Source organism: Flavobacterium sp., from assembly GCF_036782315.1.
In the GTDB taxonomy this organism is placed as follows: Bacteria; Bacteroidota; Bacteroidia; order Flavobacteriales; family Flavobacteriaceae; genus Flavobacterium.
This window is the reverse complement of sequence record NZ_DAIPZK010000013.1, coordinates 77170-101659: the sequence shown is the minus strand read 5'-3', so window position 1 is coordinate 101659 and position 24490 is coordinate 77170. Positions and strand designations below refer to the sequence as shown.

Below are 24490 nucleotides of genomic sequence, written 5' to 3'. Positions count from 1 at the left end.
TAGAGCTCCAGCCTTCCAAGCTGGTTGTCGCGAGTTCGAGCCTCGTCTTCCGCTCCAAAACAAGATAAAGTTTTAAAAATTATCACCTGCGGAAGTAGCTCAGTTGGTAGAGCTCCAGCCTTCCAAGCTGGTTGTCGCGAGTTCGAGCCTCGTCTTCCGCTCAACAAAAAAAGCCTTGCATTTGCAAGGCTTTTTTTATTTCAATTCGTTTAATTCGGTTTCTGGAGCCACTTCAACGGGAGTTTCGTTTCTTTTGAAAATTCTTGCCGTTAACGTTCCTTTTAATTTTATAGAATCTCCTTTTACTTCTAACCAGCTTCCTTCTCTTAATCCCACAACAGGTTGTGGATTAAAATGATGAAATTCATTAATTCTCGTTTCTCGGGTTTCTCCCATATGTGTTGAGCCTTCAATTGGATTTAAATAATGTGGATTGATATTGAATGAAACAAATGCCAATGTTCTAAAACTTGGCGGATAAACAATGGGCATATCGTTAGTAGTACTCATCGTTAAACCGCAAATGTTACTTCCAGCGCTGGTTCCTAAATAAGGTGTGCCGTTTTTAACTACTTTTTCTAAGGTATCAATGATATTGTGTTTGTATAATTGACTCACTAATAAAAAGGTGTTTCCGCCACCAGTAAAAATTCCTTGTGCATTTTCAATAGCTTCAATTGGATTTTCAAATTCGTGAATTCCTTTTACTGTTTTATTGATTTTAGCAAAAGCGCCGGTTACTTTTTTAGTATAATCATCATGTGAAATACCACTAGGTCTTGCATACGGTATAAAAAGTATTTCTTTTACATTTGAAAAGAATGTTTGTAATTCGGGTAATAAATAGTCTAAATATTCGCCTCCGTGTAAGGTAGAAGTGCTGGCAATAATTATATTTTTCATTGATTATTTTTTCTACAAAGCTATCAATTTTGTCTTAACATAAGTTTATCATCTTGTTAGGATTTCATTTTAATAGAATAAACTTAAATTTACAAAAGATAAAAATAAAAATTATGGCAAAACAATTACTTCTGTTTCTTATTTTTTGTCCTTTAGTTGTTTTGTCGCAAAATGATTCCATTGTTAATGGAAAAGTTGTTTCTGAATCTTCTTTGTTGGAGGGAATTCACGTCATTAATTTATCCAAACAAAATGGGGCTGTCACTGATTCAAGAGGTTACTTTAAAATAAAAGCCAAAGTCTCCGACACACTTCAGTTTAGTGCTATAAATTTAAAAGCCACTCGATATGTTTTAAAAGAAAGTGATTTTTCAAATGATTTATTATTAATCAAAATGGAATCCCTTATAACAGAATTAAAGGAGATAGCTATTATAAATTATAAAAATATTAATGCGGTAGCTCTTGGAATAATTCCCGCCAATCAAAAGTCTTATACGCCAGCCGAACGTAAATTGGCTGCTGCTGGAGATTTTAAATGGTATAGCCCTTTATTAATTCCGCTGGGAGGAATGAGTGTCGATGGATTAATTAATTCCATCAGTGGAAGAACTACAATGTTAAAGAAGGAACTTGTAGTTGAAAGAAAAGAAATGTTGCAAGCTGAAACTTTGGATTATTTTGAAAGAAAATATTTTGTTGAAACATTGAAAATTCCTGATGAGTATGTTGATGGTTTTCTATTCTATATTGTAGAAAATGAAAAATTTGTCAACGCTATGAAAGATAAAAATAAAACAATGGCTTCTTTCGTATTATCAGAACTTGCTGTTGAATATTTAAGATTAAATGAGTTACAACCTTCAACATCGGTAAAAAATGAAAAATAATTACATTCTAATTTTTACATTTCTTTTGAGTCAATTTTTATTTTCTCAAGAAATGGAACGAAAAATTTTGAAAGGAAGAATTGTAGCAGATTCTCTTGAAGTGGAAAATCTGACAGTTTTTAATATTACCTCAAATATTGGAGCTGTTACAAATGTTGACGGGAAATTTTCAATAAAAGCTAGAGCTACAGATACCTTATATATTCAAGGAATTTCCTATGACTCTAAAAAGTATGTACTAACTGATAAGGATTTTTGGTTAGAAGAATTAGAAATACGATTATACATAAAAGTTACCGAACTCAATGAAATAGAAGTTACACCTTATACTTTAACTGGAACTTTAAAAGAAGATACCAAACGAATACAAGTGTACGGAGAAGGATTTTCAAAAATTGATATGAACATTAAATATTATGAAGATGATGTTCGTTCTGGAACACCTGTTAATACAGCTATGATAAGTAATTTGGCGCCTAATGGTTCAAATTTTAACTTTTTGGCTATTGGTGCAGGATTGCTAAGTTTAATTAATATGAAAGGAAATCCTAAGAAAAATTCTGAACGAGTATTCGAAGAACGAAGACAACGTGATATTCAAACTAAATCTTTTTCAGACCATATGTTTGAGCGTTTTTCACATAATTTTTTTGTGGAAACCTTAAAAATTAAACATGAAGATATTCCAATGTTTTTGCAGTTTGCCGAAATGCCAATTAAAGATTTGTCATTATTTTTAAAACCAGAACATGAAATGCAACTTATTGAGTATTTAACCACAAAAGCAAAAAACTTTAAATCTCAAAAGCAAAAAGAATAATTACTATTTTTACCAAATGAAGAAGAACCTATTGCGACTTTTTTTGCCATTTTTTTTGGTAATTGTATTAAGCTCATTTGTATGGCATAAATTTTATGTTTCAGTAACTCAAATAGATTATGTGTCTAATAAAAAAAGAATAGAAATTTCTCATCGCATTTTTATTGATGATTTAGAAAAAGCATTAGAAAAAAAATACAAGAAAAAAGTATATTTAACTTCTACAAAAGAATTGCCAGAAGCCGAAGTATTAATCAAAGATTACCTAAAAGAAAACGTAAAAATTTCGATTAATAAGAAACCTCAAGAGATAGTTTATTTAGCTCGTGAAGTAGAAGGTGATGTGTTAATTTTTTACAGTAAAATTGCTATTTCAAAAAAAATAAATACCTTCGAAATCTTTAATTCATTATTAACCAATGTTTATGAAGAACAACAAAATATTGTTCATGTAAATATTAATCGTAACAAAAACAGCTTTTTGTTTACTAATAGTGATACGCAACAAAAAATAGACTATTAAAAGAATTTTAAAACCTATGAAAAAGTCAATTGTACTTAGTGCCTTTTTAACTTTAGCAGTTACTTTTGGAGTTGTAGCTCAAGATGCTAAACCAGAAGATAAAAAGCGCGAACCTGGACATTATAATGAGAATAAATTTCGTCAAATGTATGATGAAATGGCAACTCCAAACATGTTTAGAACGGCTTCTGGAGCGCCAGGACCTGCTTATTATCAGCAAAAAGCCGATTATAAAATGAATATTGAGCTTGATGATAAAAATAAAAAGCTTTATGGTTCAGAAACAATTACCTATTATAATAATGCAAAAGAATCGTTAGAGTATTTGTGGGTGCAATTAGACCAAAATATTGAAAAACCAGATTCTAAAACGCCTTTAGTAGAAAGTCAAAATATGGATAAAACCATAACAGCTAATGGTTTTGTTAAGAAGTATATGGATAAGCCTTTTCAAGGTGGTTTTAACATTGAATATGTAAAAGATGCCAAAGGAAATCCTATGAAATATACCATCAATCAAACGATGATGCGAATTGATTTACCAACTCCTTTGAAAAATGGTGAAAAAGTTTCGTTTTCAATCAAATGGTGGTACAATATTGTAAATTATCAAGAACAAGCAAATAACGGTCGTTCAGGGTATGAGCAATTTCCTGATGGTAATCGTTTGTATGTAATGGCACAATTTTTCCCAAGAATGGCTGTTTATAATGATGTAGAAGGATGGCAAAATATGCAATTTTGGGGTAGAGGAGAGTTTGCTTTAGCTTTTGGTGACTACGAGGTAAATATTACCGTTCCAGCAGACCATGTTATGGAAGCAACAGGAGTATTACAAAACAGAAGTGAAGTATTTACTCCAGAACAAGTTAAAAGATGGGAATTAGCTCAAAAAACTTTTGATAAGCCAGTTGTAATTGTAACCCAAGATGAAGCAATTGCTGCAGAAAAAGGATTCTCTGACAAAAAGAAAACATGGAAATTTAAAGCACAAAATGTTCGCGATTTCGGGTTTTCAACATCAAGAAAATTTATTTTAGATGCAATGGCTGTTGATTTACCAACAAATAAGCCAATGGCGGTGTCTATTTATCCAAAAGAAGCTAATCCGCTTTGGGGAGACTTATCTACAAAAGTGGTGGCACATACTTTAAAAACGTATTCGCATTATACATTTGATTATCCTTATCCAAAAGCTGTTTCTGTTTCTGCAGAAGACCAAGGAATGGAATATCCTATGATTTGTTGGAACTACGGTCGTCCTGACGAAAAAGGTTTTGTAAGTGATAGAATTAAATATGGAATGTTAGGTGTTATTATTCATGAAGTAGGACACAATTTCTTCCCAATGATTGTCAACTCAGACGAAAGACAATGGTCTTGGATGGATGAAGGATTAAATACGTTCTTAGAATATTTAACAGAAATTTCTTTTGATCCAAATTTTCCAGCAACTAGAGGTCCAGCTAAAAATATTGTACCTTACATGAAAGGAAATCAAAAATATTTAGAGCCTATTATGTCTAACTCTGAAAATATTTACAACTTTGGAGCAAATGCATACGGAAAACCAGCAACAGGTTTAAATATATTGAGAGAAACTATTATGGGGCATGAGTTATTTGATCATGCTTTTAAAACATATGCAAATCGTTGGAAATTCAAACACCCAACACCAGAAGATTTCTTTAGAACAATGGAAGACGCTTCAGCTGTTGATTTAGATTGGTTTTGGAGAGGTTGGTTTTACTCAACTGATTACACAGATATTGGAGTAAAATCGGTAAAACAATATTACGTTTCTACAGAAGCAACAAAAGAAGCTCAAGCTATGTTTAATAGAAGAGGAAGAAAAATAAGCGATGGCGAACCAATGCTATATTTAGTTGCAGAAGATAATCCAGATTTTAAACCAGAACTAAAGAAAGCTTTTGATATCAATAGTACACAAATCCTGAATGATTATTTAAGTAAAAATTATTCATCAGCTGAAAGAGCAGCATTAAATTCTCCTAAATATTTCTATGAAGTAGAGTTTGAAAAACCAGGAGGATTAATTATGCCAATCATTGTAGAACTTCAATTTGAAGATGGAACGAGTGAAATGCACAAATTCCCAGCACAAATTTGGAGAAAGAACAATGATACTGCTAAACGTGTTTTTGCTACTCAGAAAAAAGTAGTAAAGATTCAAATTGATCCTAAATTAGAAACAGCTGATATTGACGTTGAGAATAATTATTGGCCAAAAGGTGAAGCAGAATCTAAGTTTGACAAATTAGACAAAAAATAATTGTAAAAGACTATCTTCGGATAGTCTTTTTTTTTGATTACTTTAAGATATTGTAGGGGTAAAACTTTGTAACTTTGCAATGTTAATTTTCAAGATAGTAGGTTATGTTTGGAATAGGAGGAGGCGAATTCTTTTTTATTATTCTAGTAGTTTTGATGCTATTTGGTTCAGATAAGATTCCAGATATTGCGCGTGCTTTAGGTAAAGGTATGGCGCAACTGAAAAATGCTACCAACGAAATTAAAAGTGAAATTCAAAAAGGAGCTCAGGATTCGGGTTTAGATATGAATACTTTAACCGGTGGTGTTTCAGATGAAATTGCTAAAGCAAAAGAAGGAATTACCAAAATGGTTAATCCTATGGAGAATATCAACTTAGAGGTTCAAAATCCTATTGAACAAGTCAAAGAAGATATTGAAAGTATAACAGGACCTGTAAAAAGACAAATGTAATTTTGGAGCAGTTAATTGACTTTGATAAAGAAATATTCCTTTTTTTAAACGGATTGGGTTCTGAACCATTTGATGGTTTCTGGAAAATCATAACCAAGCAGTTATATTGGTCTCCCTTATTCATAGCTGTTTTTTACTTAATTCAAAAAAGAGTAGGCTGGAAAAACTTCGGAATAATTATTCTTTTTCTAGCCGTTTTAATCACTTTTACAGATCAAATTACCAATTTATTCAAATATTCATTCGAGCGTTTACGTCCATGTAATAATCCAGATTTCGATGGAATTATGCGCAAAGTAATCACTAGAAAATCATTTAGTTTTTTCTCTGGACACGCGGCAAATTCAATGGCTTCAACAACTTTTGTTTTTTTAATTATAAGAAAGTATTACAAGTATACCTATTTATTGTTTTTATTTCCTTTAATCTTTGCATATAGTAGAATTTATCTAGGATTGCACTATCCAATAGATATTCTTTCTGGTTATTTCTTTGGAGCAACCTTCGGATTTGTTTTTTATAAATTGTACTTGTTCTTTGGGAAAAAATAAAATTCTATTACAAAACACGACTAACTGTTAAGCCATCACGAATGGGTAGTAATACTGTTTCTACTCTTGGGTCAGTATTAAGTAATTTATTGTATTCTAATAAAACAGGTGTGCTTTTGTCGTTTGGTTTTACTTCTTCTAATACTTTTCCACTCCATAATACATTATCTGATAGAATGATTCCACCTTTATTCATCATCGGAACGATTAAATGGAAGTAATTTACATAGTTTTCTTTATCAGCATCAATAAAAACCAAATCAAATTTTTTGTTCAAAGTTGGGATAATATCAACCGCATCACCTAAGTGTTGATAAATTTGGTCTTTCCATGGCGAAGCATCGAAATATTTTCTTTGAAAATCGACCAATTCTTCTTCAATATCAATGGTGTCTAAAGTTCCGTTTTCAGCCAATCCTTCTGCTAAACACAAAGCAGCATAACCAGTATACGTTCCAATTTCCAAAATATGTTTCGGACGAATGATTTTCGAAAGCATACTCAAAACTCTACCTTGAAAATGCCCACTCAACATACGAGGCTGCATGATTTTTTGGTAAGTTTCTTTATTGAGTTTCGCTAATAATTCGGGTTCCGCTTGTGAATGATTGGCAACGTAATCTTCTAAATCTTCTGATATGAAATGCATTTAATTAAATTTTATAGATTGAAATAATTGAACTAGTTTGTCAATTTCAGCAGGTTCATTTTTACTGTTAGGGTAGTAGTTAATTACCAAATAATAATCTTGAATAATTCCAACTAATGTTGTTATTAATATTTTTTTATTTTCTACAAAATAACTATAGAAACTTTTATTATCACTTTTTAAAGGATTAAATGAGTTGTAGTTGGCTTTGCATTTATAGCTTTCAAATTCCTTTGATGACTTTAAAAGTTCTACATCAGAAATAGAATTTGAGTAGAATTGCGTTTTGTTTTTATTGTTTACAGCTATTTCTATGAAATCATTATTTATGTTTTTGAGTCCAATAAAATGATTATTGACTTCAAATTTATTTTTTATTTTTATTACTTCTTCCCATTTTCCATCTATAATAAGAGTGTCATTAACAACTAGGTTAATTATGTGAGTTTTATTTTTATTAACATCAAAAACTATGTCGTTTTTTTTATCTTGTCCAAATAGTAGACTTGTTGTAAAAATGCTTATGATAAGTAAACTTGAGAATAATTTCATCTTTCTTTTTTTTTCAAAAATACAAATTAGCAATTAAACATTTTAAGGATTTAACAATTAAACATTTTAACCTAACTTTGCACCATGCAAATCGAGAAAAAAGACATACGAGCACTTACAAAAGAACAATTGCGTAACTTCTTTGTTGCTAACGGAGACAAAGCGTTTCGTGGCAATCAAGTTTACGAATGGTTATGGCAAAAACGTGCGCATACTTTTGAGGATATGACCAATGTGTCTAAAGAAACGCGCGCCATGTTAGAAGCTAACTTTGTAATCAATCACATCAAAGTTGATACAATGCAACGTAGTGAGGATGGAACCGTTAAAAATGCCGTTCGTTTGCATGACGATTTAATAGTTGAGTCTGTTTTGATTCCTACAGAAACTCGAACTACCGCTTGTGTTTCTTCGCAAGTGGGTTGTAGTTTAGATTGTAATTTTTGTGCCACAGCCCGATTAAAACGTATGAGAAACTTGGAACCAGGAGAAATCTACGACCAAGTAGCTGCCATTGATAATGAAAGCCGTTTGTATTACGACCGACCTTTATCGAATATCGTTTTTATGGGAATGGGTGAACCTTTGATGAATTATCCAAACGTAATGAAAGCGATTGATATGATTACGTCTACCGAAGGTTTAGGAATGTCGCCAAAAAGAATAACAGTTTCTACTTCTGGGATTCCGAAAATGATTAAAAAAATGGCGGATGATGAGGTGAAATTCAAATTAGCAGTTTCTTTACATTCGGCTGTTGAGGAAATTCGAAACGAAATCATGCCTTTTACTAAAAACTTCCCGCTAACCGATTTGCGTGAAAGTTTGGAATATTGGTACAGAAAAACCAAAAGTAAAGTTACTTACGAATACGTAGTATGGAAAGGAATCAACGACGATAAAAAATCAATTGATGCTTTGGTGAAATTCTGTCAATATGTTCCTTGTAAAGTTAATCTTATCGAATATAATCCAATTGACGATGGTGTGTTTCAACAAGCATCAAATGAAGCAATTGAAGCCTATATTTCAGCATTAGAAAAAAATAATATCGTGGCAAAAGTAAGAAGAAGTCGTGGTAAAGATATCGATGCGGCTTGTGGGCAATTGGCTAATAAATCGTAATTTTTCTTTTTTTTGTTATTCTGTCCCGAAGTTTCACGATTGTTTCAGAACCTAATTTTTTGCCTTTAGCAATTGTTTTTGTACTTTTGGTATCTGAATGAAAATAACCGAACAAATAAAGCTACCTATCGCAAATGAAATGGAACTTTTTGAAGAGAAGTTTCGCGATTCTATGTCTTCAAAAGTAGCTTTATTGAATAGAATTACTCATTACATTGTTAATAGAAAAGGAAAACAAATGAGACCCATGTTTGTTTTCTTAACTGCTAAAATGGTTTCTGGCGGTTCAGTTAATGAACGAACTTATCGAGGTGCCTCAGTTATTGAATTAATTCATACTGCCACTTTAGTACATGATGATGTGGTAGATGATAGTAATAAACGACGCGGATTTTTCTCTTTAAATGCACTTTGGAAAAATAAAATTGCGGTTTTAGTAGGTGACTATTTATTGTCTAAAGGATTGTTGCTTTCGATTGATAATAATGATTTCGATTTATTAAAAATCATTTCAGTTGCTGTGAGAGAAATGAGTGAAGGCGAATTACTTCAAATTGAAAAAGCCCGAAGATTAGATATCACGGAAGATGTTTATTACGAAATCATCCGACAAAAAACAGCTACTTTAATTGCAGCTTGTTGTTCTCTTGGTGCTTGTTCTGTTGTTCCAGAGGATAGTATTTTGGTTGAAAAAATGCGAAAGTTTGGAGAACTTATTGGAATGGCATTTCAAATCAAAGACGATTTATTCGATTACACCGATGATGCCATTGGAAAACCAACCGGAATCGATATTAAAGAACAAAAAATGACTTTACCATTGATTTACGCTTTGAATAATTGTTCCCCTAAAGAAAAAAGTTGGGTAATTAATTCTGTAAAAAATCATAACAAAGACAAAAAACGTGTTAAAGAAGTAATCCAATTCGTAAAAGATAAAAACGGGTTGGCTTATGCCGAAGAAAAAATGGTGCAATTTCAACAAGAAGCCTTACAATTAATCGAGGAATTTCCATCTTCTCCTTATAAAGATGCCTTAATTTTGATGGTGAATTACGTGATTGAAAGAAAAAAATAATCCAAATTCAATTTTTAAATAAAGTTATAAAGAAGTTAGGGATATTCTTTATAACTAATTAAGTCTATTCAATTTGATCAAAAAAATTATGGATTGTTTTTGGTTTTTTCTTGATTCTTTTCAGACTTGTCTTTTTCTTTAGATTTAAAAAAATTAAGTATCCAAAAATTTACATCATAAGCAGAAGGTTCATATCCTTTGTTTTTAATGTATCCATTGTAATACTTTAAAAAATCTTTTAGAGAAGCGTCCATTTTTTTCTTTTCTTTTTGGTTTTGGGTTAATTCAGTTTTTGTAATTCAGTATTTTGTTTGTAAGGAAATTCTAAGGTAACGATGGTTATTTCGTTTTCTTTGCTTTCAATTGAAATAGTTCCATTTAATAATTCGGTAAATTGTTTTGCTATTATCAGTCCAAGTCCAGATCCTTTTATTGTTGAAGTATTGCTACCTCTAAAAAACGATTTAAAAAGATGTTTGGTTTCATCTTTTGGAATTCCACATCCAAAATCGATGATCTCAATTTTAAACTTTTCTTTTTTATATTCAATTTTAATCACAGGATTACTACTTCCGACAGAATATTTGAATGCATTTGAAATTAAGTTGTTGAGAATGTGTGTTAGTAAACTTTCGTCAGATTGAATGCTGCCATTAAAAACCGGATTATCAATAATTATTTTTCTTCCGTCTTTTTCGTTATTGAAATAAGTTTCAATTAAATTTTCAATAAAGCTGTTTAGATTTATGTCTTTAATATCAATTTTTAAATTATTCGATTCATAAGCGCCAAAAACTAATATATTGTTCATTAGTTCGGTCATACGATTTACTTCGTTTGAAATTCGGCTTGAAATTCGTTCAATTTCTTCTTTTTTATCAAATTTTAAAATTTCCATTTTGTAATTCAAAAGCTCAACATTTGAATAGATAACCGATAATGGTGTTCTAAATTGATGTGAAGCCATAGTAACAAAACCAGATTTCAATTCATTTAACTCTTTTTCTTTAATTAAAGCTTGTTGAATGTTTTCTCTATCTTTAACTCTTTCTGTTATATCACGACTAGAAGTTTGAATACCAACAATTTTATTTTTATTGTCAAGAATTGTTTTTGAATAAGTTTCTAACCATACATATTTTCCGTTCTTTTTTTTGAATCTAAAAGTGATAATCTCATTTTTATTTTCCAAAATATTAGCATGTTGCTTTTTTACTCTTTCAATGTCATCGGGATGAAAAAAAGAGTATGGGTCTTTAGACAATAATTCAGCAGGGCTATATCCAGTTATCTTTTTTGAGTTGTTAGAAGCATACGTAATAGTGCCATCTTTTTGATGCTGCATGATAAAATCAGAGGTGTTATCAGCAATAAATCGATATTTTTGTTCGGATATGGCTAACTTGTTTTTAAAGTTTATAGTATCATTGATGTCTGTAATACTGCCAATTATGATTTTTTGATCTGTTGTAAAATCTAAATCAATATTAAGTAGTAATAATCCCCAAATTTTTTCTTCGTTTTTCTTTAAAAGTTGTACTTCAAACCCTTTAGATTCTTTTGAATTAAACAGTTGTTCTTTTGCTTCTTCTAACGTTACGTTTTCTAAAAAATCAAAGATGTTTTTATGAATACAAGAGTTAATGTTATGGCCTGTGATTTCTTCCCATCTATTGTTTAGAAAAATAATATTTCCATTTAAATCGGTTTTAAAGATGATTTCTGCTAAATTATTTACCAAATGATCATATTCATTTCTTTGTTTAGCAAGTTCAATTTCTTTTGTTTTAATTTCGCTAATATCAATATGAGTTCCAATAATTTTTTCAGCAACACCAAAATCATTATCAATCATTATGGCTGAATATTTTATCCAAATATAACTGCCATTTTTGTGCTTCATTCGAAAAATACCTTCGTACTTATCTGTTTTTCTTGCAATAAATCGCTCAAGTTTATAATGAGTTTCTACAATGTCATTTGGATGTACTCTAGATTGCCAAGTTTCATACGTATGTTCTAATTCATCATCTTGATATCCTAGCATTCCAAACCAGTTATAAGTGAATTTCACTTCATTTGTAACTAAGTTCCATTCCCATTTTGCTTGGTTTGAGCCTTGCATGTAAAAGTCTAATTCGTTGAGTGTTTTTTCTAAATCAAATCTAACTTTTTCTTGATTTAAACGTAGACCAATATTGTGAGCAACAGTATGTAGCGCATTAACTTCTTCTTCAAGCCAAATTCTTTCATTTTCACAATCATCAAATCCAATCCAGCCCCAAAACACATTATTTGAGAAAATAGGAGTAAACAAATATGCTTTAATATCTTGCATTTCCATTAACTCTCTAAAATAAGCATTTGTACTCTCTTTTACTAAACCGTATAAAGGTAAATTTTGTGATAAAGAAGGATAAAGCCCAGGAAATTCATCATAAGTTAAGCCACTTAAATCAGGATTGTCAATAAAAGGAATAGTACCTTCTTTACACCATTCATATTCATAGTTCAATATTAAGGTGTTTTCAACAATTTCATTTTTGAAAATATAACATCTATCAATAAGTATATTGCTTCCTAAAGCATTTATACAGTTTTGAAGTGCATCATGAACATTATTTTCTTTAAGCAGGTAATTGTTGGCTTCTGAGATGGCCTTTAGTAGGTGATTCATTTTTAGTAATTATAGGGGTTACTTTTTTAGAATTAAGATTTTTTTCTAATTCATTAAATAAATAATAATCTTTTGATGGTATTGTGAATTTATATTTTTGATTGTTTTCAGTAAATTTTATAAAATAATGATATTGCTCAGAAAACAAGAAAAGAGTCAAATAAATTATAGAGTGTAATAATAAGAGTGACCAACTAAATTTAATAAAATATAATCCTATAAAAATCATGTTTAAAATAAACATTAAATTAAGATATGATTTTTTCTCTTTTCTAATTATCTTTAAGGATTCAATTTTATCAATGTCAAAATCATTAATAAATGAAGCATAAATTAAACTTGTATTTTGTTCAATTTTGCTTGATTTTTTGTCTTGATTTTTGCTTGATTTAATTGAAGTTTCCATGGTCTTTTTCATATGCAATTCAAATTTATTTTATAAAATTATTTGCATCATCTTATTTACTGATAATTTAAAATTTTAGAGAAATAATTAAAAAAAATATAAATTAATTTTACTTCATGAAAGCTAGCAAACCTCAAATACTTTTAGTAGAAGATGATATTTCTTTAGGGCAAACCATTTCTGAGTTATTGCAGGTTAATAATTATGAAGTAAAATGGTGTAAAAACGGACTTGAAGCGTTTCAATTTTTAGAAAATAATTTGCCTGATATAATAGTATGCGATTTAATGATGCCAATGATGACGGGGGAAGAATTGTTTCTAAAAATTAGAAATTTTAGAAAGTTTGATCAAATTCCTTTTATCATTATTACTGCCGATATGACTTTTGATAATAAAATCAAACAACTCGAAAACGGTGTGAATGATTTTATTAATAAACCATTTAAGATACAAGAGTTAATCTTGAAAATTAAGAATTTCTTGCATTACAAAGAAACCGTTGTAAAACAAAGTCAAAATCCAGTTTCTAAAATTCAAATCAAATCAAGAAAAAATGATTTTTTTGAAAAAATTGATGAAATAATTTTAAAAAATATCAAATCAGATATTACTATTGAAAAATTAGCAAAAGAAATTTTTGTAAGTAAATCAACGTTAGATAAAAAAATCCGAAAGTTTAAAGAGGTTAACGTTTCTACATATATTAGAGAAATAAGACTAAATTATGCTATTAGTTTAATTGAAGCTGGTGAAGGAAATGTTGATACTTTGGCTAACGAATGCGGATTCAATTCTACTTCTTATTTTTCTATTTGCTTTAAAAGTTATACGGGTCTTTCTCCAAAAAAATACATTAAACAAAAAATTCAAGGAAAATAATTCCATTTTTTTTCATTTTCATACAACCTTTTTAGGATTCTTACCGTCTATGTATTTAGAAGGTATAATTCAATTAACAAGAATTAAGTCTAAAATCAATTTTAAATACTTTAAATTTGATATTAAACTTGATATTGAACTTGAAAATGAAAGTAATTCAATTGCATCAAGAAGAAAAGCAACTCATTATGTTGGCTGTCGAAAATAACCGACAAGCACAACAACAGATTTATGCCAAATTTTCTTCTAAAATGTTAAGCGTTTGTCGTCAATATATAAAAGACATTCATCATGCAGAAGATGTAATGATTACTGGATTCATGAAAGTATTTACCAATTTAAAAAAATTTGAACATAAAGGTAGTTTCGAAGGTTGGATTCGTAGAATTATGATTTATGAATGTATTGATTTTCTTCGAGTGAAAAAAAATAATTTTAATCACCAGGATATAGATGATATTACGGTAAGCAAAAAAGAATCAGTTTATGAAATGGAAGATTTTTCGGTAGACGATATTCAAAATATGATTGACAATTTGCCTGATGGTTATAAAATGGTTTTTAATTTATATGCGATTGAAGGTTATAAACATCAGGAAATAGCCGAAATGCTTAAAATAAGTGAAGGAACATCAAAATCGCAATTATCACACGCTCGAAAGTTATTGCAACAACAAATTACAGAATTAAAAAATAAATTAAATGATATCGCCACTATAAGATAGTTTGTTGAAAAAAACCAATGAATTTAAGGCGATTGCATGAATTATCTATTAAAAATAAAACGAAATTTATGAAACCAAATAAATTTGATAATCAAATACGAGAAAAGCTGAATACAAGAGAAATTCAGCCTTCCGCTCAAGCTTGGGATCGCTTGGATGCAATGCTTACGGTTTCAGAAGAAAAAAAGTCAAAAAAAGGTTATGGCTGGTTTTTTGTAGCCGCTTCAACTATACTTTTTTTTGGATTAGGATTTTTTCTTTTCAATTCAAACAAAGCAAGCGAAATTAATAATTCAATTCCCGTTGTAACTACAACTAACAAAGCAATTGATTCAGTTGAAACAAATAATATAAAAGAAATTTCAGTTGAAAAACAACAATCTGTTTTAGTACAGAATGAATTAAATGTTTCTAAAACACAAAAAAATAAAAAATCAGAAGTGAGTAATGAATTGAAAAGATTGGAAAATATAATTCAAGAAAATCCATCACCTATTACCCATCACACATCACCTATCACCTATAAATACGTAACGCCAGAAAGTTTATTGGCGGAAGTTCAAACAGGTGAAAAAATAATTACTTCTGAGAAAAAAATAACGCCTAAAACCAACATGAAAATAGATGCTAATTCATTATTGTCAACTGTTGAAAAAGAATTAGACTATAATTATAGAGAAACTACTTTAGAAAAATTAAACAGAAAATTTCAAGATGCCAAATCGGCATTAGCCAATAGAAATTACGAATAAATAAAAATCATCATTAATTAAAAATCAAACAGTCATGCAAAAAATTATTTTGTACACCATCGTTATGGTCTTTAGTTTACTAACTAAAGCCGTTGCTCAGGAAAAAACATTTGAAAAACAAGTAAAAGAAATTGCTTCAAATATTCAAATGATTACAACCGAAGAAAAAAATGCTTTAAAGAAAGAAATTGAAGCCATCGATTTACAAGTAAAAGAAGGAAAAATTTCTCCTGAAAAAGGGCATGAATTAAAACTAAAAATTGCAGAAGAAAAAGCAAAGAATATTGAAACTAAAGTAGCTATTGAGGAAGCTAAATTAGCACAATTAGTAAATGATAAAGTAGAAGGTAAAATTATTGATACGGATACCGTTAAAGAAAAATACACTATATCATTTTCTAATGGTTATAAAAATGGTAAAAAGAAATTTCATAGAGAGGAAAAAAGAACTACTTCGCAATTCGTTTTTGCTACAGGTTTTAATAATTTAGTTACTAATGGTGCTATAGCAAATTCCGATTTTGGTTATTTACGTTCTACATTTTACGAATGGGGTTTAACATATAACACCAGATTAAGTCAAAACTCTAATTTATTACATTTAAAATATGGTCTAGGGTTTCAATACAATATTTTACATGCAACAGATAATAGAATTTTTGTAGATACGGGAAGTGAAACTGTTTTAGAAACATATCCAATTGATTTAAAAGACAATCATACTTATTTTAAAAACGTATATTTTGTTGTACCTGTTCATTTAGAGTTTGATTTTTCAAAAACAGAAGAAAAAGACGGAAAAAAAATATTCAAATCGCATCAAGGTTTTAGATTTGGTTTAGGCGGATTTGCTGGAGTTAACACAAATTCTAAGCAATTTATTAGATATGAAACTGAAGGAAGAAAAGTGAGAGAAAGAACAAAAGCGGATTTTAATGTAAACGATTTTACTTATGGGCTTAGTGCCTATGTTGGACACAAATCTACCAGTCTATATGTTAAATATGACTTAAATCCGTTATTCAAAAACAATAATATTGATCAAAACAACGTTTCATTAGGTATACGCTTTGATTTTAATTAAATTTGGGGTTAAGTTAAGTTCTCTGTTTAAAAAAGCACTTCAGCCATATGAAGTGCTTTTTTTGTTTTAAATGATTTTGAAGGTATGAGTTGTATTTTTCAAAAACTTTGTAACTTGCCACTCCTAAATATATAGTTTGATATCAAAAGACACCATAGAAAAAGTATTTGAAACCGCCAGAGTTGAGGAGGTAATTGGTGATTTTGTCCAACTCAAACGTGCTGGAAGTAATTTGAAAGGATTGTCGCCATTTGTGAACGAGAAATCGCCTTCGTTTATGGTTTCTCCTGTGAAGCAAATTTGGAAGGATTTTTCTTCTGGAAAAGGCGGAAATGCCGTAACGTTTCTAATGGAACACGAACATTTTACCTATCCCGAAGCCATTAAATATTTAGCGAATAAGTACAATATCGAAATTGAAGAAACGGTTCAAACCGACGAAGATGTAGCGCAAGCCAATGAAAAGGAAAGCATGTATTTGGTTTCCGAATTCGCACAGAAATATTTTCATCACACTTTATTAGAAACGGAAGAAGGAAAAGCCATCGGATTATCGTATTTTAAAGAACGAGGTTTTACTTCTGAAACCATTAAGAAATTCGGATTAGGATATTCGCCAGAATCTTGGGATGCTTTTACCAAAGAAGCTCTCGGAAAAGGATATAAATTAGAATATTTAGAGAAAACCGGACTTTCTATTGTTAAGGAAGAGAAACAATTTGATCGTTTCAAAGGTCGCGTGATGTTTCCGATTCAAAGCATGAGCGGACGTGTTTTGGGTTTTGGTGGTCGTATTTTGACCAATGATAAAAAAGCTGCAAAATATCTAAATTCACCCGAAAGTGATATTTACCACAAGAGTAAAGTTTTATACGGAATTTTCCATGCGAAGCAAGCTATCGCTAAGCTAAATAATTGTTATTTAGTAGAAGGTTATACCGATGTTATCCAAATGCATCAGGCTGGAATTGAAAACGTAGTTGCTTCTTCAGGAACGGCTTTAACACCTGATCAAATTCGTTTAATTAATCGCTTAACACCAAATATTACCGTTCTTTTTGATGGCGATGCAGCTGGACTTCGAGCATCAATTCGTGGAATTGATTTGATTTTGGAAGCCGGAATGAACGTTAAAGTTTGCACTTTTCCCGATGGCGATGACCCAGATAGTTTCGCAAGAAAAACCTCTTATGAGGATTTGTTGCAATATTTCGAAGATAACGCCAAAGATTTCATTCAATTCAAAGCGTCTTTATTGATGCAAGAAGCAAAGAATGATCCTATCAAGAAAGCCGATTTAATTCGTGATATGGTCATTAGTATTTCAAAAATTCCAGACCGAATTAAAAGAGAAGTGTATATTAAGGAATGTTCGAGAATTATGGATATCTCTGAAGATGTACTTTTCAATACGTTAGCGCAATTAGTCAAAAAAGACTTATCGGAAGCAAATAAACAATTTAAAGAGGAACAAAAAGCCTTTGAAGTTGTTAGAAATGATATTGCTCAACCCGCTACTAAAGTTGATATTCAATATGAATTAGAGCATAAAATTATTCAAATTTTGCTTTTGTATGGCGATAAAGAAGCGGAATTTGAAGATACCATTTTAGCTCAAAATGAAGATGGGGAAATGGTTGAAGTTAAAGAACAAAATACTTATAAGGTTTTTCAACGTGTTTATCTGAGTTTACAGGAAGATGAAGTTGAATTAGCTAATCCAACTTTTAAAGCGATTTACAATCATTTAATTGCGTATTTTAATGAAAATGAAGCTTTTGAGTTAGATAAATACTTAATGCAATTACCTGAAGAATTGGCACAAGAAGTCACCACGATTCTTATGAGTGAAGAACGTGAAGTGTTACATAATTGGGAAGTGCAACAAATCTATGTTAAACAAAAGGAAGAAACCATAAGCCAATACGTAACCGAGACGATTATCACATTGCGATGGTATTTAGTCAATAACATTATCGACGATTTGAAAAATTCAATTTCAACCGACGAAGACTCTGATAACTCAGAAACTCTGGAAATGGTAATGGCTTATTTGGGGTTAACACATATCTTTTCTAAAAACTTGGGTAGAGTTCTTTCAAGATACAATTAAATTACATCTAAATCTTTTGCTTTTTTCAATAAATCCACTAAGTTGGTAACATTTAGTTTAGCTAACAAACGCAATTTATACGTACTGATTGTTTTTTCATCTAAACCAAGAATTTGTGCTACTTCTTTATTTTTCTTACCATCATTTAGGTAACGAAGTACTTCAATTTCTCTTGTAGATAATTTTTTAAACAATCGTTCCGATTTTTTGCCTTTGCTAAGCATTTCGATGCTTCTTTTAACTGCTTCGCTAAAAACAACTTTACCTTCGGTTACTTTTGCTATTGTAGCTTCTAGTTCTTTTAACTCACTTTTCTTAGAAACATAAGCTGAAACTCCTGCTTTAATTGCTGTTGGGGCATACATTTGTTCAGAAACATTTGTAAACAAAACAATTTTAGTTTCAGGAAAGTCTTTCAATAAGCTTTTAATATCTCTAATGCTTGACAATCCATCTAATTCCACATCAAGCAGAAGTACGTCGCAACGTTTATTATTTAAAAAATTAAGTAAAGACTCTAAATTTTTAGCCGATGCTACAACTTCCATTCTGCTGTTTCCCTGAAAATACGATTGTAATCCATGGGAGACAACAGGCAAACTGTCTGCAATACCTATTTTAATCATAACTAAAAAATTATTGTATTAATAATATATACTCAAAGTTACTAAAAAAAATGTAATTACTTGTTAATTATGAGGATAATATTTTAAATCTTCTCCAATTTTACAAATAGGAATTGGGGTCATCTTGTGTTGATTTATCGTATTTAATCTTTTATAAATCTTAAAAACTTCCAATTCTCTTCCAGTAAAATCTTCAATAGTTTTACCGTTTTCCATTTGTTTCATTGCCCATTCTAATTCGTCATAATTAGCACCAATTTGATCTTCATCACTTCGGTCATCACCAAATAAACCATCAGTTGGTTTAGCTTTTAAAATGCTTTCTGGCACTTGTAAGTACGTGGCTAATGATCGAACTTCACTTTTTACTAAATCTGCAATAGGGCTAATATCAACTCCACCATCTCCATATTTAGTAAAAAAACCAACACCAAAATCTTCTACCTTATTCCCAGTTCCAGCCACTAAAAAACCATGTAATCCTGCAAAATAATATAAAGTAGTCATGCGTAAACGGGCTCGAGTATTCGCTAAACTTAAATTCAAAACCGTTTCATTTTCACTTGAAGGAACTTGATTTTTAAACGTTTCAAAAACCGGAGTTAAATCGGCTCTCTCGTTAAAAACATTTGAGAAACGATTTTTAAGTTGGCTAATGTGTTCGTTAGCTCTATTTACGTGACTTTCTGCTTGATGGATTGGCATTTCAATACATAATGTAGGCAAACCTGTTTGAGCACATAAAGTAGAAGTTAATGCGCTGTCAATTCCTCCTGAAATGCCTACAACAAAACCTTTCACTTTTGCGTTATTAGCATAATCGAGTAACCATTGTACAATATGTTGATTGATTTTTTCGGCTTGAAACCTCTTGGAATTTGTCATTTTTTTATGAAAATTTATAAGTCGATAACTGTATATTTGCAAACTAATTTTGGTTCCATAAAAGTATAAAAAATACACTATATGAAGAAATTATTATTTGCGCTTGTTGCTGTAGTTTTGTTTTCTTGCAGAGAAGAAAATAAAGTGGAAGAAGCCGTAGCAAAAATTCCTATTGAATTTAAAGTAGAACGATTTGATCAGATTTTTTATCAGTCAAAACCAGAGGATTTGCAAAAAATAAAAGCGCAATATCCTTTCTTTTTTCCAGAAGGTAACCCTGATTCCGTTTGGATAAATAAGTTGACTAATCCTTTGTTGAAAGAGTTGTATAAAGAAGTTCAACTTAAATATCCAAAATTAGGTCCAATAGAAACCGATATGGAAAAAATGTTTGCTTACGTGCAGTATTATTTTCCAAAATTTAAAACTCCAAGAGTAATTACATTAATTAATGAAGTAGATACAGAAGCAAAATCATTTTATGTAGACACATTGGCTTTAGTATCATTGGATTGTTATTTGGGAAAAGAACATCGATTTTATGTTGATTTTCCAGAATATAAAAAGCAAAGTTTAGAGCCAAATCAAATTTTACCTGATTTAGTTTCAACTTTTTGTTATGGAAAAATTGCGCCTCCAACTGATAGAACATTACTTTCAGCAATGATTTATTACGGTAAAGAATTATATGTAAAAGATAAATTGATTCCTTTTTATTCTGATGCGGATAAAATTGGTTATACCGATTTACAAATTAAATTCTGCGAAGAAAACGAATATTTTATGTGGAGTAATTTAATTGAAAACAAACTATTATTCGATTCTAATCCAAAAAACGAATTACGATTTATAAAACCAGCGCCTTTTTCAAAGTTTTATTTAGAAATAGATAATCAAACTCCGGGTAGAGTAGGACAATGGTTAGGATGGCAAATCGTTAGAAGTTATATGGAAAATCATGAAGATGTAACTTTACAAGAATTATTAGCTATGGATGCTAAAACAATCTTCGATAACTCAAAATACAAACCAAAGAAGCAATAAGTATATGAAAACATCCGATATAAAAATCACAGTAGGATTAGACGAAAATAACGTTCCTGAAAAATTATTATGGACAGCACAAGATGGTGGAGTGGAACAAGAAGAAGCTAAGGCAATGTTGTTGTCTGTTTGGGATAGTAAAGCAAAAGAAACACTTCGCATAGATTTATGGACAAAAGATATGCCGGTAGACGAAATGAAGCAATTCTTTCATCAAACCTTAGTAGCAATGGCAGATACCTTTCAACGTGCTACAGCTGATGAGAAAATGTCAGATACCATGCGCGATTTTTGTGATTACTTCGTTGAAAAAATGGATTTAAAAGCATAAAAAAGTCGCTATTTATAGCGACTTTTTGTTTTAAAAACTTTCATTCTTAAAAATATCTTCGTTAATCTGATCAATATATTCTAAAATAGTATCTCTTCCTGTAGCTTCTAATGATGAGGTGATAAAATATTGTGGCATTTCGGCCCAATTATTGGCTAACATTTGCTTTTTATATGCAGCAATATGAGAAGCTACTTTTGTTTTTCCAATTTTATCGGCTTTTGTAAAAATAATCGCAAACGGAATTTCGCTTTCGCCTAAATATTCCATGAATTCCAAATCAATTTTTTGGGCTTCAAGTCGAATGTCGATTAACACAAAAGCACAAATCAATTGCTCGCGTCTTTCAAAATAATCGGTAATAAATTGTTGGAAAACTGCTTTTGTTTTTTTAGAAACTCGAGCATAACCATAACCAGGTAAATCCACTAAAAACCAATTATTATTGATTTTAAAGTGATTGATTAACTGCGTTTTTCCTGGTTTTGATGAGGTTTTTGCCAAATTTTTATGGTTCGTTAACATGTTAATCAATGACGATTTTCCTACATTGGAACGACCAATAAAAGCGTATTCAGGTAAACGTTCTTTCGGACATTTGTCTACTTCTGAATTACTGATTACGAATTCGGCGGTATTAATTTTCATATGCTATAAAATAAAATTCCCCAAAAAGGGGAACTGTTATATATTGTTCTTTTGTAACCAATGATATAGAATTTCATTGAATTGATCCGGATGCTCCATCATCGCAGCGTGTCCACATTTGTCAATCCAAAATAACTCTGAATTTGGTAATAATTTATCAAACTCTTCAGCTACATTTGGTGGTGTTACCTTATCATTTTTTCCCCAAATAATACAGGTTGGAGTTGTCATTTTAGGCAAATCTTTCGCCATGTTATGACGAATAGCGCTCTTGGCAATCGTTAAGGTTTTGATCAATTTGATTCTATCGTTAACCGTTGCAAAAACTTCATCCACAATTTCCTTTGTTGCAATTGCAGGATCGTAAAATACATCTTCAGCTTTCTTTTTAATGTATTCATAATCACCGCGTTTTGGATAACTTTCACCCATTCCGCTTTCATATAAACCTGAACTCCCTGTAATTACTAATGCTTTTACTAATTCAGGATACATTTTTGTAAAATACAATCCAATATGACCTCCAAGTGAATTTCCAAGTAAAATAACTTTGTCATATCCTTTAAAAACTACAAAATCCTTAACGAATTTTGAAAAAGCTTTAACGTTTGTTTTTAATATATTTTGAGTGTATATAGGCAGTTCAGGAATAACTACTTTGTAACCTTTTGGTGGAAAATAATTCGCCACACCATCAAAGTTACTCAAGCCTCCCATTAAACCATGTAAAATGATAATTGGAGTTCCTTCACCAGCTTCAAAATAAGTATATTTCTTTTCTTTTCTTAACATAAATGCCACTTGATGGGTTAATTCTCATGCTCGACAAATATACTATTTTATTGAAGAAAGTAAAGAAAAAAATGATACAGATATTTTTAGTCTCTTGAAGGTTGTAAAATGTTAGTTATCAACAATTTTATCGAAATTTTATCAAAAACATTAAAAATCAATTGACCGAATTTCAATGGCCAAAATCCTCTTAATTCTTGATTTTGCAAATAATCTTTTGTTAAAAGTGGAAAATGGAGTTTTAAAATCTAAAAACTTATTAACAAAGTGGTAGTTTGTGGTAAAAAGTGGTAAATTTTTTCTAAATTTGTCCATATTCTAATTGAAAGTAAAAGTTGAAAACATTAATCGGAACATACGAGTGTAAAGTAGATGCCAAAGGAAGGCTGATGCTACCTACGTCGCTAAAGAAACAATTGGGTTCTTTAGAGGATGGTTTCGTATTAAAGCGATCAGTTTTTCAACCTTGCTTGGAGTTGTTTCCAATGGCGGAGTGGAATAAAATGATGTTGAAAATCAACAAGCTAAATCGTTTTAATAAAAAGAATGATGATTTTATCAGAAGATTTACAGCGGGAGTTAAAATGATTGAGATTGATGCAACAGGGCGACTTTTAATTCCGAAAGATTTAGTGGTTTTTGCTCAAATTGATAAAGATATTGTGTTGAATTCGGCTATCAATATCATCGAGATTTGGGATAAAGATAAATATGAAAATGCGATTGAAAACGCTGTAGGTGATTTCGCAGACTTGGCAGAAGAAGTAATGGGTAATTTTAATGACGACGAAGATGGAATATCATAATCCAGTATTGTTAAAAGAAACAGTTGATGGATTGAATATTCATCCTGATGGTGTGTATGTGGATGTTACTTTTGGTGGTGGCGGTCACTCGAGAGAAATTATGAGTCGTTTAGGTAAAAACGGAAAATTATTCGCTTTTGACCAAGATTTAGACGCTTTGAAAAACGCAATTGATGACGAACGATTCACTTTAATTAATGAAAACTTTCGTTACATAAAACGATTTTTACGTTTCCACGGAATCAAACAAGTAGATGGAATTTTAGCAGATTTAGGCGTTTCGTCACATCAATTTGATGTTGCTGAACGTGGTTTTTCAACCCGATTTGATGCTGAATTGGATATGCGAATGAATCAAAAAGGCGATGTCAGTGCGTATCACGTGGTGAATGAATATGACGAACAAGATATTGCAAGAGTGTTGTTTGATTACGGCGAATTAAAAAATGCAAGAGCTATGGCAAACGTAATCGTAACCGCTCGAAAAGATAAAGAAATCCGAAATTCGGACGAATTGAAAAAAGTGTTAGCGAAATTTTTGCCAGGACATAAAAGCAATAAAATTTTAGCTCAAATATATCAAGCCATTCGTATTGAAGTCAATCAGGAAATGGATGTATTGAAAGAGTTTTTAGAACAATCACTTGAGATTCTAAAACCCGGAGGCCGACTGAGTGTTATCTCGTATCACTCACTAGAAGACAGATTGGTAAAACGTTACATGCGAAACGGCATGTTTGAAGGAGAACCCGAAAGAGATTTTTTCGGAAATTTTAAAGTTCCTTTTAAAATTATTGAAAAATTAATTGTTCCTACAGAAGAGGAAATAGCATTAAACAACAGAGCACGAAGTGCAAAACTAAGAGTAGCAGAAAAAATATAGC

The 24490-nt window shown here is 30.7% G+C and carries 27 protein-coding genes and 1 tRNA gene; 18 read left to right on the top strand and 10 right to left on the bottom strand.

The genetic code is table 11. The annotated features are described in order from the left end of the window. The first annotated feature begins 88 nt into the window (after nt 1-88). A tRNA-Gly gene (locus V7P59_RS11450) sits at nt 89-161 on the top strand. Between the two features lie 34 nt (nt 162-195). On the opposite strand, the gene pepE is transcribed toward V7P59_RS11450, so the two are convergent. Continuing rightward, on the bottom strand, nt 196-903 hold the full coding sequence (gene pepE, locus V7P59_RS11445) for a dipeptidase PepE (protein ID WP_333810290.1): 708 nt from the start codon (nt 901-903) through the stop codon (nt 196-198). A gap of 113 nt (nt 904-1016) precedes the next feature. Here pepE and V7P59_RS11440 point away from each other — a divergent pair, with 113 nt between their 5' ends. The 6 genes from V7P59_RS11440 to V7P59_RS11415 all read left to right on the top strand — a co-directional run bounded on the left by V7P59_RS11440 (nt 1017) and on the right by V7P59_RS11415 (nt 6432). Further along, on the top strand, nt 1017-1793 hold the full coding sequence (locus V7P59_RS11440; RefSeq protein WP_333810289.1) for a carboxypeptidase-like regulatory domain-containing protein: 777 nt from the start codon (nt 1017-1019) through the stop codon (nt 1791-1793). Beyond that, nucleotides 1783-2613 carry a hypothetical protein gene (locus V7P59_RS11435; protein ID WP_333810288.1) on the top strand — a complete coding sequence of 277 codons (831 nt, stop codon included), beginning with the start codon at nt 1783-1785 and terminating at the stop codon, nt 2611-2613. Before V7P59_RS11440 ends, V7P59_RS11435 begins: the two co-directional genes overlap by 11 nt. A 16-nt stretch (nt 2614-2629) precedes the next feature. Beyond that, nucleotides 2630-3136, top strand: a complete 507-nt coding sequence (locus V7P59_RS11430) for a DUF6702 family protein (protein WP_333810287.1) — start codon at nt 2630-2632, stop codon at nt 3134-3136. Between the two features lie 16 nt (nt 3137-3152). Next, entirely contained in the window at nt 3153-5429 is a 2277-nt protein-coding gene (locus V7P59_RS11425) for a M1 family metallopeptidase (RefSeq protein ID WP_333810286.1), read from the top strand. A 104-nt stretch (nt 5430-5533) separates the two neighbouring features. After that, the gene (locus V7P59_RS11420; protein WP_333810285.1) at nt 5534-5881 is read left to right on the top strand and encodes a twin-arginine translocase TatA/TatE family subunit; all 348 of its coding nucleotides are present in this window, start codon (nt 5534-5536) and stop codon (nt 5879-5881) included. Beyond that, nucleotides 5881-6432, top strand: a complete 552-nt coding sequence (locus tag V7P59_RS11415) for a phosphatase PAP2 family protein (protein ID WP_333810293.1) — start codon at nt 5881-5883, stop codon at nt 6430-6432. The genes V7P59_RS11420 and V7P59_RS11415 overlap by 1 nt, the downstream gene beginning before the upstream one ends. 7 nt (nt 6433-6439) lie before the next feature. On the opposite strand, the gene V7P59_RS11410 is transcribed toward V7P59_RS11415, so the two are convergent. Both V7P59_RS11410 and V7P59_RS11405 read right to left on the bottom strand, forming a co-directional pair. Beyond that, nucleotides 6440-7081, bottom strand: coding sequence for an O-methyltransferase (locus V7P59_RS11410; RefSeq protein WP_333810284.1), 642 nt, complete (start codon nt 7079-7081; stop codon nt 6440-6442). Then, nucleotides 7082-7633: a hypothetical protein gene (locus tag V7P59_RS11405; protein ID WP_333810283.1), complete on the bottom strand. Its 552-nt coding sequence runs from the start codon at nt 7631-7633 to the stop codon at nt 7082-7084. It abuts the gene before it with no gap. A gap of 84 nt (nt 7634-7717) precedes the next feature. Between V7P59_RS11405 and rlmN the strand changes: the two genes are divergently transcribed. Together rlmN and V7P59_RS11395 are read left to right on the top strand one after the other, a co-directional pair. Further along, nucleotides 7718-8758 carry a 23S rRNA (adenine(2503)-C(2))-methyltransferase RlmN gene (rlmN, locus tag V7P59_RS11400; protein WP_333810282.1) on the top strand — a complete coding sequence of 347 codons (1041 nt, stop codon included), beginning with the start codon at nt 7718-7720 and terminating at the stop codon, nt 8756-8758. A 97-nt stretch (nt 8759-8855) separates the two neighbouring features. Continuing rightward, entirely contained in the window at nt 8856-9836 is a 981-nt protein-coding gene (locus V7P59_RS11395; RefSeq protein WP_333810281.1) for a polyprenyl synthetase family protein, read from the top strand. An 86-nt stretch (nt 9837-9922) separates the two neighbouring features. Here V7P59_RS11395 and V7P59_RS11390 read toward each other — a convergent pair whose 3' ends face one another. Genes V7P59_RS11390 through V7P59_RS11380 form a run of 3 tightly spaced genes read right to left on the bottom strand, consistent with a single transcriptional unit; the run spans nt 9923 to nt 12919 of the window. Continuing rightward, nucleotides 9923-10090, bottom strand: a complete 168-nt coding sequence (locus tag V7P59_RS11390) for a hypothetical protein (RefSeq protein WP_333810280.1) — start codon at nt 10088-10090, stop codon at nt 9923-9925. Between the two features lie 26 nt (nt 10091-10116). Next, a complete protein-coding gene (locus V7P59_RS11385; RefSeq protein WP_333810279.1) occupies nt 10117-12513 on the bottom strand; it encodes a PAS domain-containing protein in 2397 nt (798 codons plus the stop codon). Beyond that, entirely contained in the window at nt 12464-12919 is a 456-nt protein-coding gene (locus tag V7P59_RS11380) for a hypothetical protein (protein WP_333810278.1), read from the bottom strand. The genes V7P59_RS11385 and V7P59_RS11380 overlap by 50 nt, the downstream gene beginning before the upstream one ends. A gap of 116 nt (nt 12920-13035) precedes the next feature. On the opposite strand from V7P59_RS11380, the gene V7P59_RS11375 reads away from it, so the two are divergent. The 5 genes from V7P59_RS11375 to dnaG all read left to right on the top strand — a co-directional run bounded on the left by V7P59_RS11375 (nt 13036) and on the right by dnaG (nt 18474). Then, nucleotides 13036-13800, top strand: coding sequence for a response regulator transcription factor (locus V7P59_RS11375; RefSeq protein WP_333810277.1), 765 nt, complete (start codon nt 13036-13038; stop codon nt 13798-13800). 146 nt (nt 13801-13946) lie between these two features. Continuing rightward, nucleotides 13947-14525 (top strand): RNA polymerase sigma factor, encoded by a 579-nt coding sequence (locus V7P59_RS11370; protein ID WP_333810276.1) that lies wholly within the window; start codon nt 13947-13949, stop codon nt 14523-14525. A 68-nt stretch (nt 14526-14593) separates the two neighbouring features. Next, nucleotides 14594-15277, top strand: a complete 684-nt coding sequence (locus V7P59_RS11365) for a hypothetical protein (RefSeq protein ID WP_333810275.1) — start codon at nt 14594-14596, stop codon at nt 15275-15277. A gap of 34 nt (nt 15278-15311) precedes the next feature. Continuing rightward, the gene (locus tag V7P59_RS11360) at nt 15312-16361 is read left to right on the top strand and encodes a hypothetical protein (protein WP_333810274.1); all 1050 of its coding nucleotides are present in this window, start codon (nt 15312-15314) and stop codon (nt 16359-16361) included. Nucleotides 16362-16497: 136 nt separating this feature from the next. After that, the gene (gene dnaG, locus V7P59_RS11355; RefSeq protein WP_333810273.1) at nt 16498-18474 is read left to right on the top strand and encodes a DNA primase; all 1977 of its coding nucleotides are present in this window, start codon (nt 16498-16500) and stop codon (nt 18472-18474) included. On the opposite strand, the gene V7P59_RS11350 is transcribed toward dnaG, so the two are convergent. Both V7P59_RS11350 and nadE read right to left on the bottom strand, forming a co-directional pair. Continuing rightward, nucleotides 18471-19100, bottom strand: a complete 630-nt coding sequence (locus V7P59_RS11350; RefSeq protein ID WP_333810272.1) for a response regulator transcription factor — start codon at nt 19098-19100, stop codon at nt 18471-18473. The genes dnaG and V7P59_RS11350 overlap by 4 nt on opposite strands. A 63-nt stretch (nt 19101-19163) precedes the next feature. Further along, nucleotides 19164-19985, bottom strand: a complete 822-nt coding sequence (nadE, locus tag V7P59_RS11345) for an NAD(+) synthase (protein ID WP_333810271.1) — start codon at nt 19983-19985, stop codon at nt 19164-19166. Nucleotides 19986-20066: 81 nt separating this feature from the next. Here nadE and gldB point away from each other — a divergent pair, with 81 nt between their 5' ends. Further along, nucleotides 20067-21029, top strand: coding sequence for a gliding motility lipoprotein GldB (gene gldB / locus V7P59_RS11340; protein WP_333810270.1), 963 nt, complete (start codon nt 20067-20069; stop codon nt 21027-21029). A 4-nt stretch (nt 21030-21033) separates the two neighbouring features. Continuing rightward, nucleotides 21034-21360, top strand: a complete 327-nt coding sequence (gldC, locus tag V7P59_RS11335; protein WP_333810269.1) for a gliding motility protein GldC — start codon at nt 21034-21036, stop codon at nt 21358-21360. Between the two features lie 30 nt (nt 21361-21390). Here gldC and yihA read toward each other — a convergent pair whose 3' ends face one another. Further along, complete coding sequence (gene yihA, locus V7P59_RS11330) at nt 21391-22008, bottom strand: ribosome biogenesis GTP-binding protein YihA/YsxC (RefSeq protein ID WP_333810268.1); 618 nt, start codon at nt 22006-22008, stop codon at nt 21391-21393. A gap of 36 nt (nt 22009-22044) precedes the next feature. Continuing rightward, on the bottom strand, nt 22045-22800 hold the full coding sequence (locus V7P59_RS11325) for an alpha/beta fold hydrolase (RefSeq protein WP_333810267.1): 756 nt from the start codon (nt 22798-22800) through the stop codon (nt 22045-22047). A gap of 335 nt (nt 22801-23135) precedes the next feature. Here V7P59_RS11325 and mraZ point away from each other — a divergent pair, with 335 nt between their 5' ends. Then, entirely contained in the window at nt 23136-23606 is a 471-nt protein-coding gene (gene mraZ / locus V7P59_RS11320) for a division/cell wall cluster transcriptional repressor MraZ (protein ID WP_291109128.1), read from the top strand. Next, nucleotides 23581-24489, top strand: a complete 909-nt coding sequence (rsmH, locus tag V7P59_RS11315; protein WP_333810266.1) for a 16S rRNA (cytosine(1402)-N(4))-methyltransferase RsmH — start codon at nt 23581-23583, stop codon at nt 24487-24489. Before mraZ ends, rsmH begins: the two co-directional genes overlap by 26 nt. Nucleotide 24490 lies beyond the last annotated feature (1 nt).

Bases quoted from the DNA above. Each gene is read 5' to 3' on its own strand.
- pepE (WP_333810290.1), bottom strand. From the start codon at position 903: ATGAAAAATATAATTATTGCCAGCACTTCTACCTTACACGGAGGCGAA.
- V7P59_RS11440 (WP_333810289.1), top strand. From the start codon at position 1,017: ATGGCAAAACAATTACTTCTGTTTCTTATTTTTTGTCCTTTAGTTGTT.
- V7P59_RS11435 (WP_333810288.1), top strand. From the start codon at position 1,783: ATGAAAAATAATTACATTCTAATTTTTACATTTCTTTTGAGTCAATTT.
- V7P59_RS11430 (WP_333810287.1), top strand. From the start codon at position 2,630: ATGAAGAAGAACCTATTGCGACTTTTTTTGCCATTTTTTTTGGTAATT.
- V7P59_RS11425 (WP_333810286.1), top strand. From the start codon at position 3,153: ATGAAAAAGTCAATTGTACTTAGTGCCTTTTTAACTTTAGCAGTTACT.
- V7P59_RS11420 (WP_333810285.1), top strand. From the start codon at position 5,534: ATGTTTGGAATAGGAGGAGGCGAATTCTTTTTTATTATTCTAGTAGTT.
- V7P59_RS11410 (WP_333810284.1), bottom strand. From the start codon at position 7,081: ATGCATTTCATATCAGAAGATTTAGAAGATTACGTTGCCAATCATTCA.
- V7P59_RS11405 (WP_333810283.1), bottom strand. From the start codon at position 7,633: ATGAAATTATTCTCAAGTTTACTTATCATAAGCATTTTTACAACAAGT.
- rlmN (WP_333810282.1), top strand. From the start codon at position 7,718: ATGCAAATCGAGAAAAAAGACATACGAGCACTTACAAAAGAACAATTG.
- V7P59_RS11395 (WP_333810281.1), top strand. From the start codon at position 8,856: ATGAAAATAACCGAACAAATAAAGCTACCTATCGCAAATGAAATGGAA.
- V7P59_RS11390 (WP_333810280.1), bottom strand. From the start codon at position 10,090: ATGGACGCTTCTCTAAAAGATTTTTTAAAGTATTACAATGGATACATT.
- V7P59_RS11385 (WP_333810279.1), bottom strand. From the start codon at position 12,513: ATGAATCACCTACTAAAGGCCATCTCAGAAGCCAACAATTACCTGCTT.
- V7P59_RS11380 (WP_333810278.1), bottom strand. From the start codon at position 12,919: ATGGAAACTTCAATTAAATCAAGCAAAAATCAAGACAAAAAATCAAGC.
- V7P59_RS11375 (WP_333810277.1), top strand. From the start codon at position 13,036: ATGAAAGCTAGCAAACCTCAAATACTTTTAGTAGAAGATGATATTTCT.
- V7P59_RS11370 (WP_333810276.1), top strand. From the start codon at position 13,947: ATGAAAGTAATTCAATTGCATCAAGAAGAAAAGCAACTCATTATGTTG.
- V7P59_RS11365 (WP_333810275.1), top strand. From the start codon at position 14,594: ATGAAACCAAATAAATTTGATAATCAAATACGAGAAAAGCTGAATACA.
- V7P59_RS11360 (WP_333810274.1), top strand. From the start codon at position 15,312: ATGCAAAAAATTATTTTGTACACCATCGTTATGGTCTTTAGTTTACTA.
- V7P59_RS11350 (WP_333810272.1), bottom strand. From the start codon at position 19,100: ATGATTAAAATAGGTATTGCAGACAGTTTGCCTGTTGTCTCCCATGGA.
- nadE (WP_333810271.1), bottom strand. From the start codon at position 19,985: ATGACAAATTCCAAGAGGTTTCAAGCCGAAAAAATCAATCAACATATT.
- gldB (WP_333810270.1), top strand. From the start codon at position 20,067: ATGAAGAAATTATTATTTGCGCTTGTTGCTGTAGTTTTGTTTTCTTGC.
- gldC (WP_333810269.1), top strand. From the start codon at position 21,034: ATGAAAACATCCGATATAAAAATCACAGTAGGATTAGACGAAAATAAC.
- yihA (WP_333810268.1), bottom strand. From the start codon at position 22,008: ATGAAAATTAATACCGCCGAATTCGTAATCAGTAATTCAGAAGTAGAC.
- V7P59_RS11325 (WP_333810267.1), bottom strand. From the start codon at position 22,800: ATGTTAAGAAAAGAAAAGAAATATACTTATTTTGAAGCTGGTGAAGGA.
- rsmH (WP_333810266.1), top strand. From the start codon at position 23,581: ATGACGACGAAGATGGAATATCATAATCCAGTATTGTTAAAAGAAACA.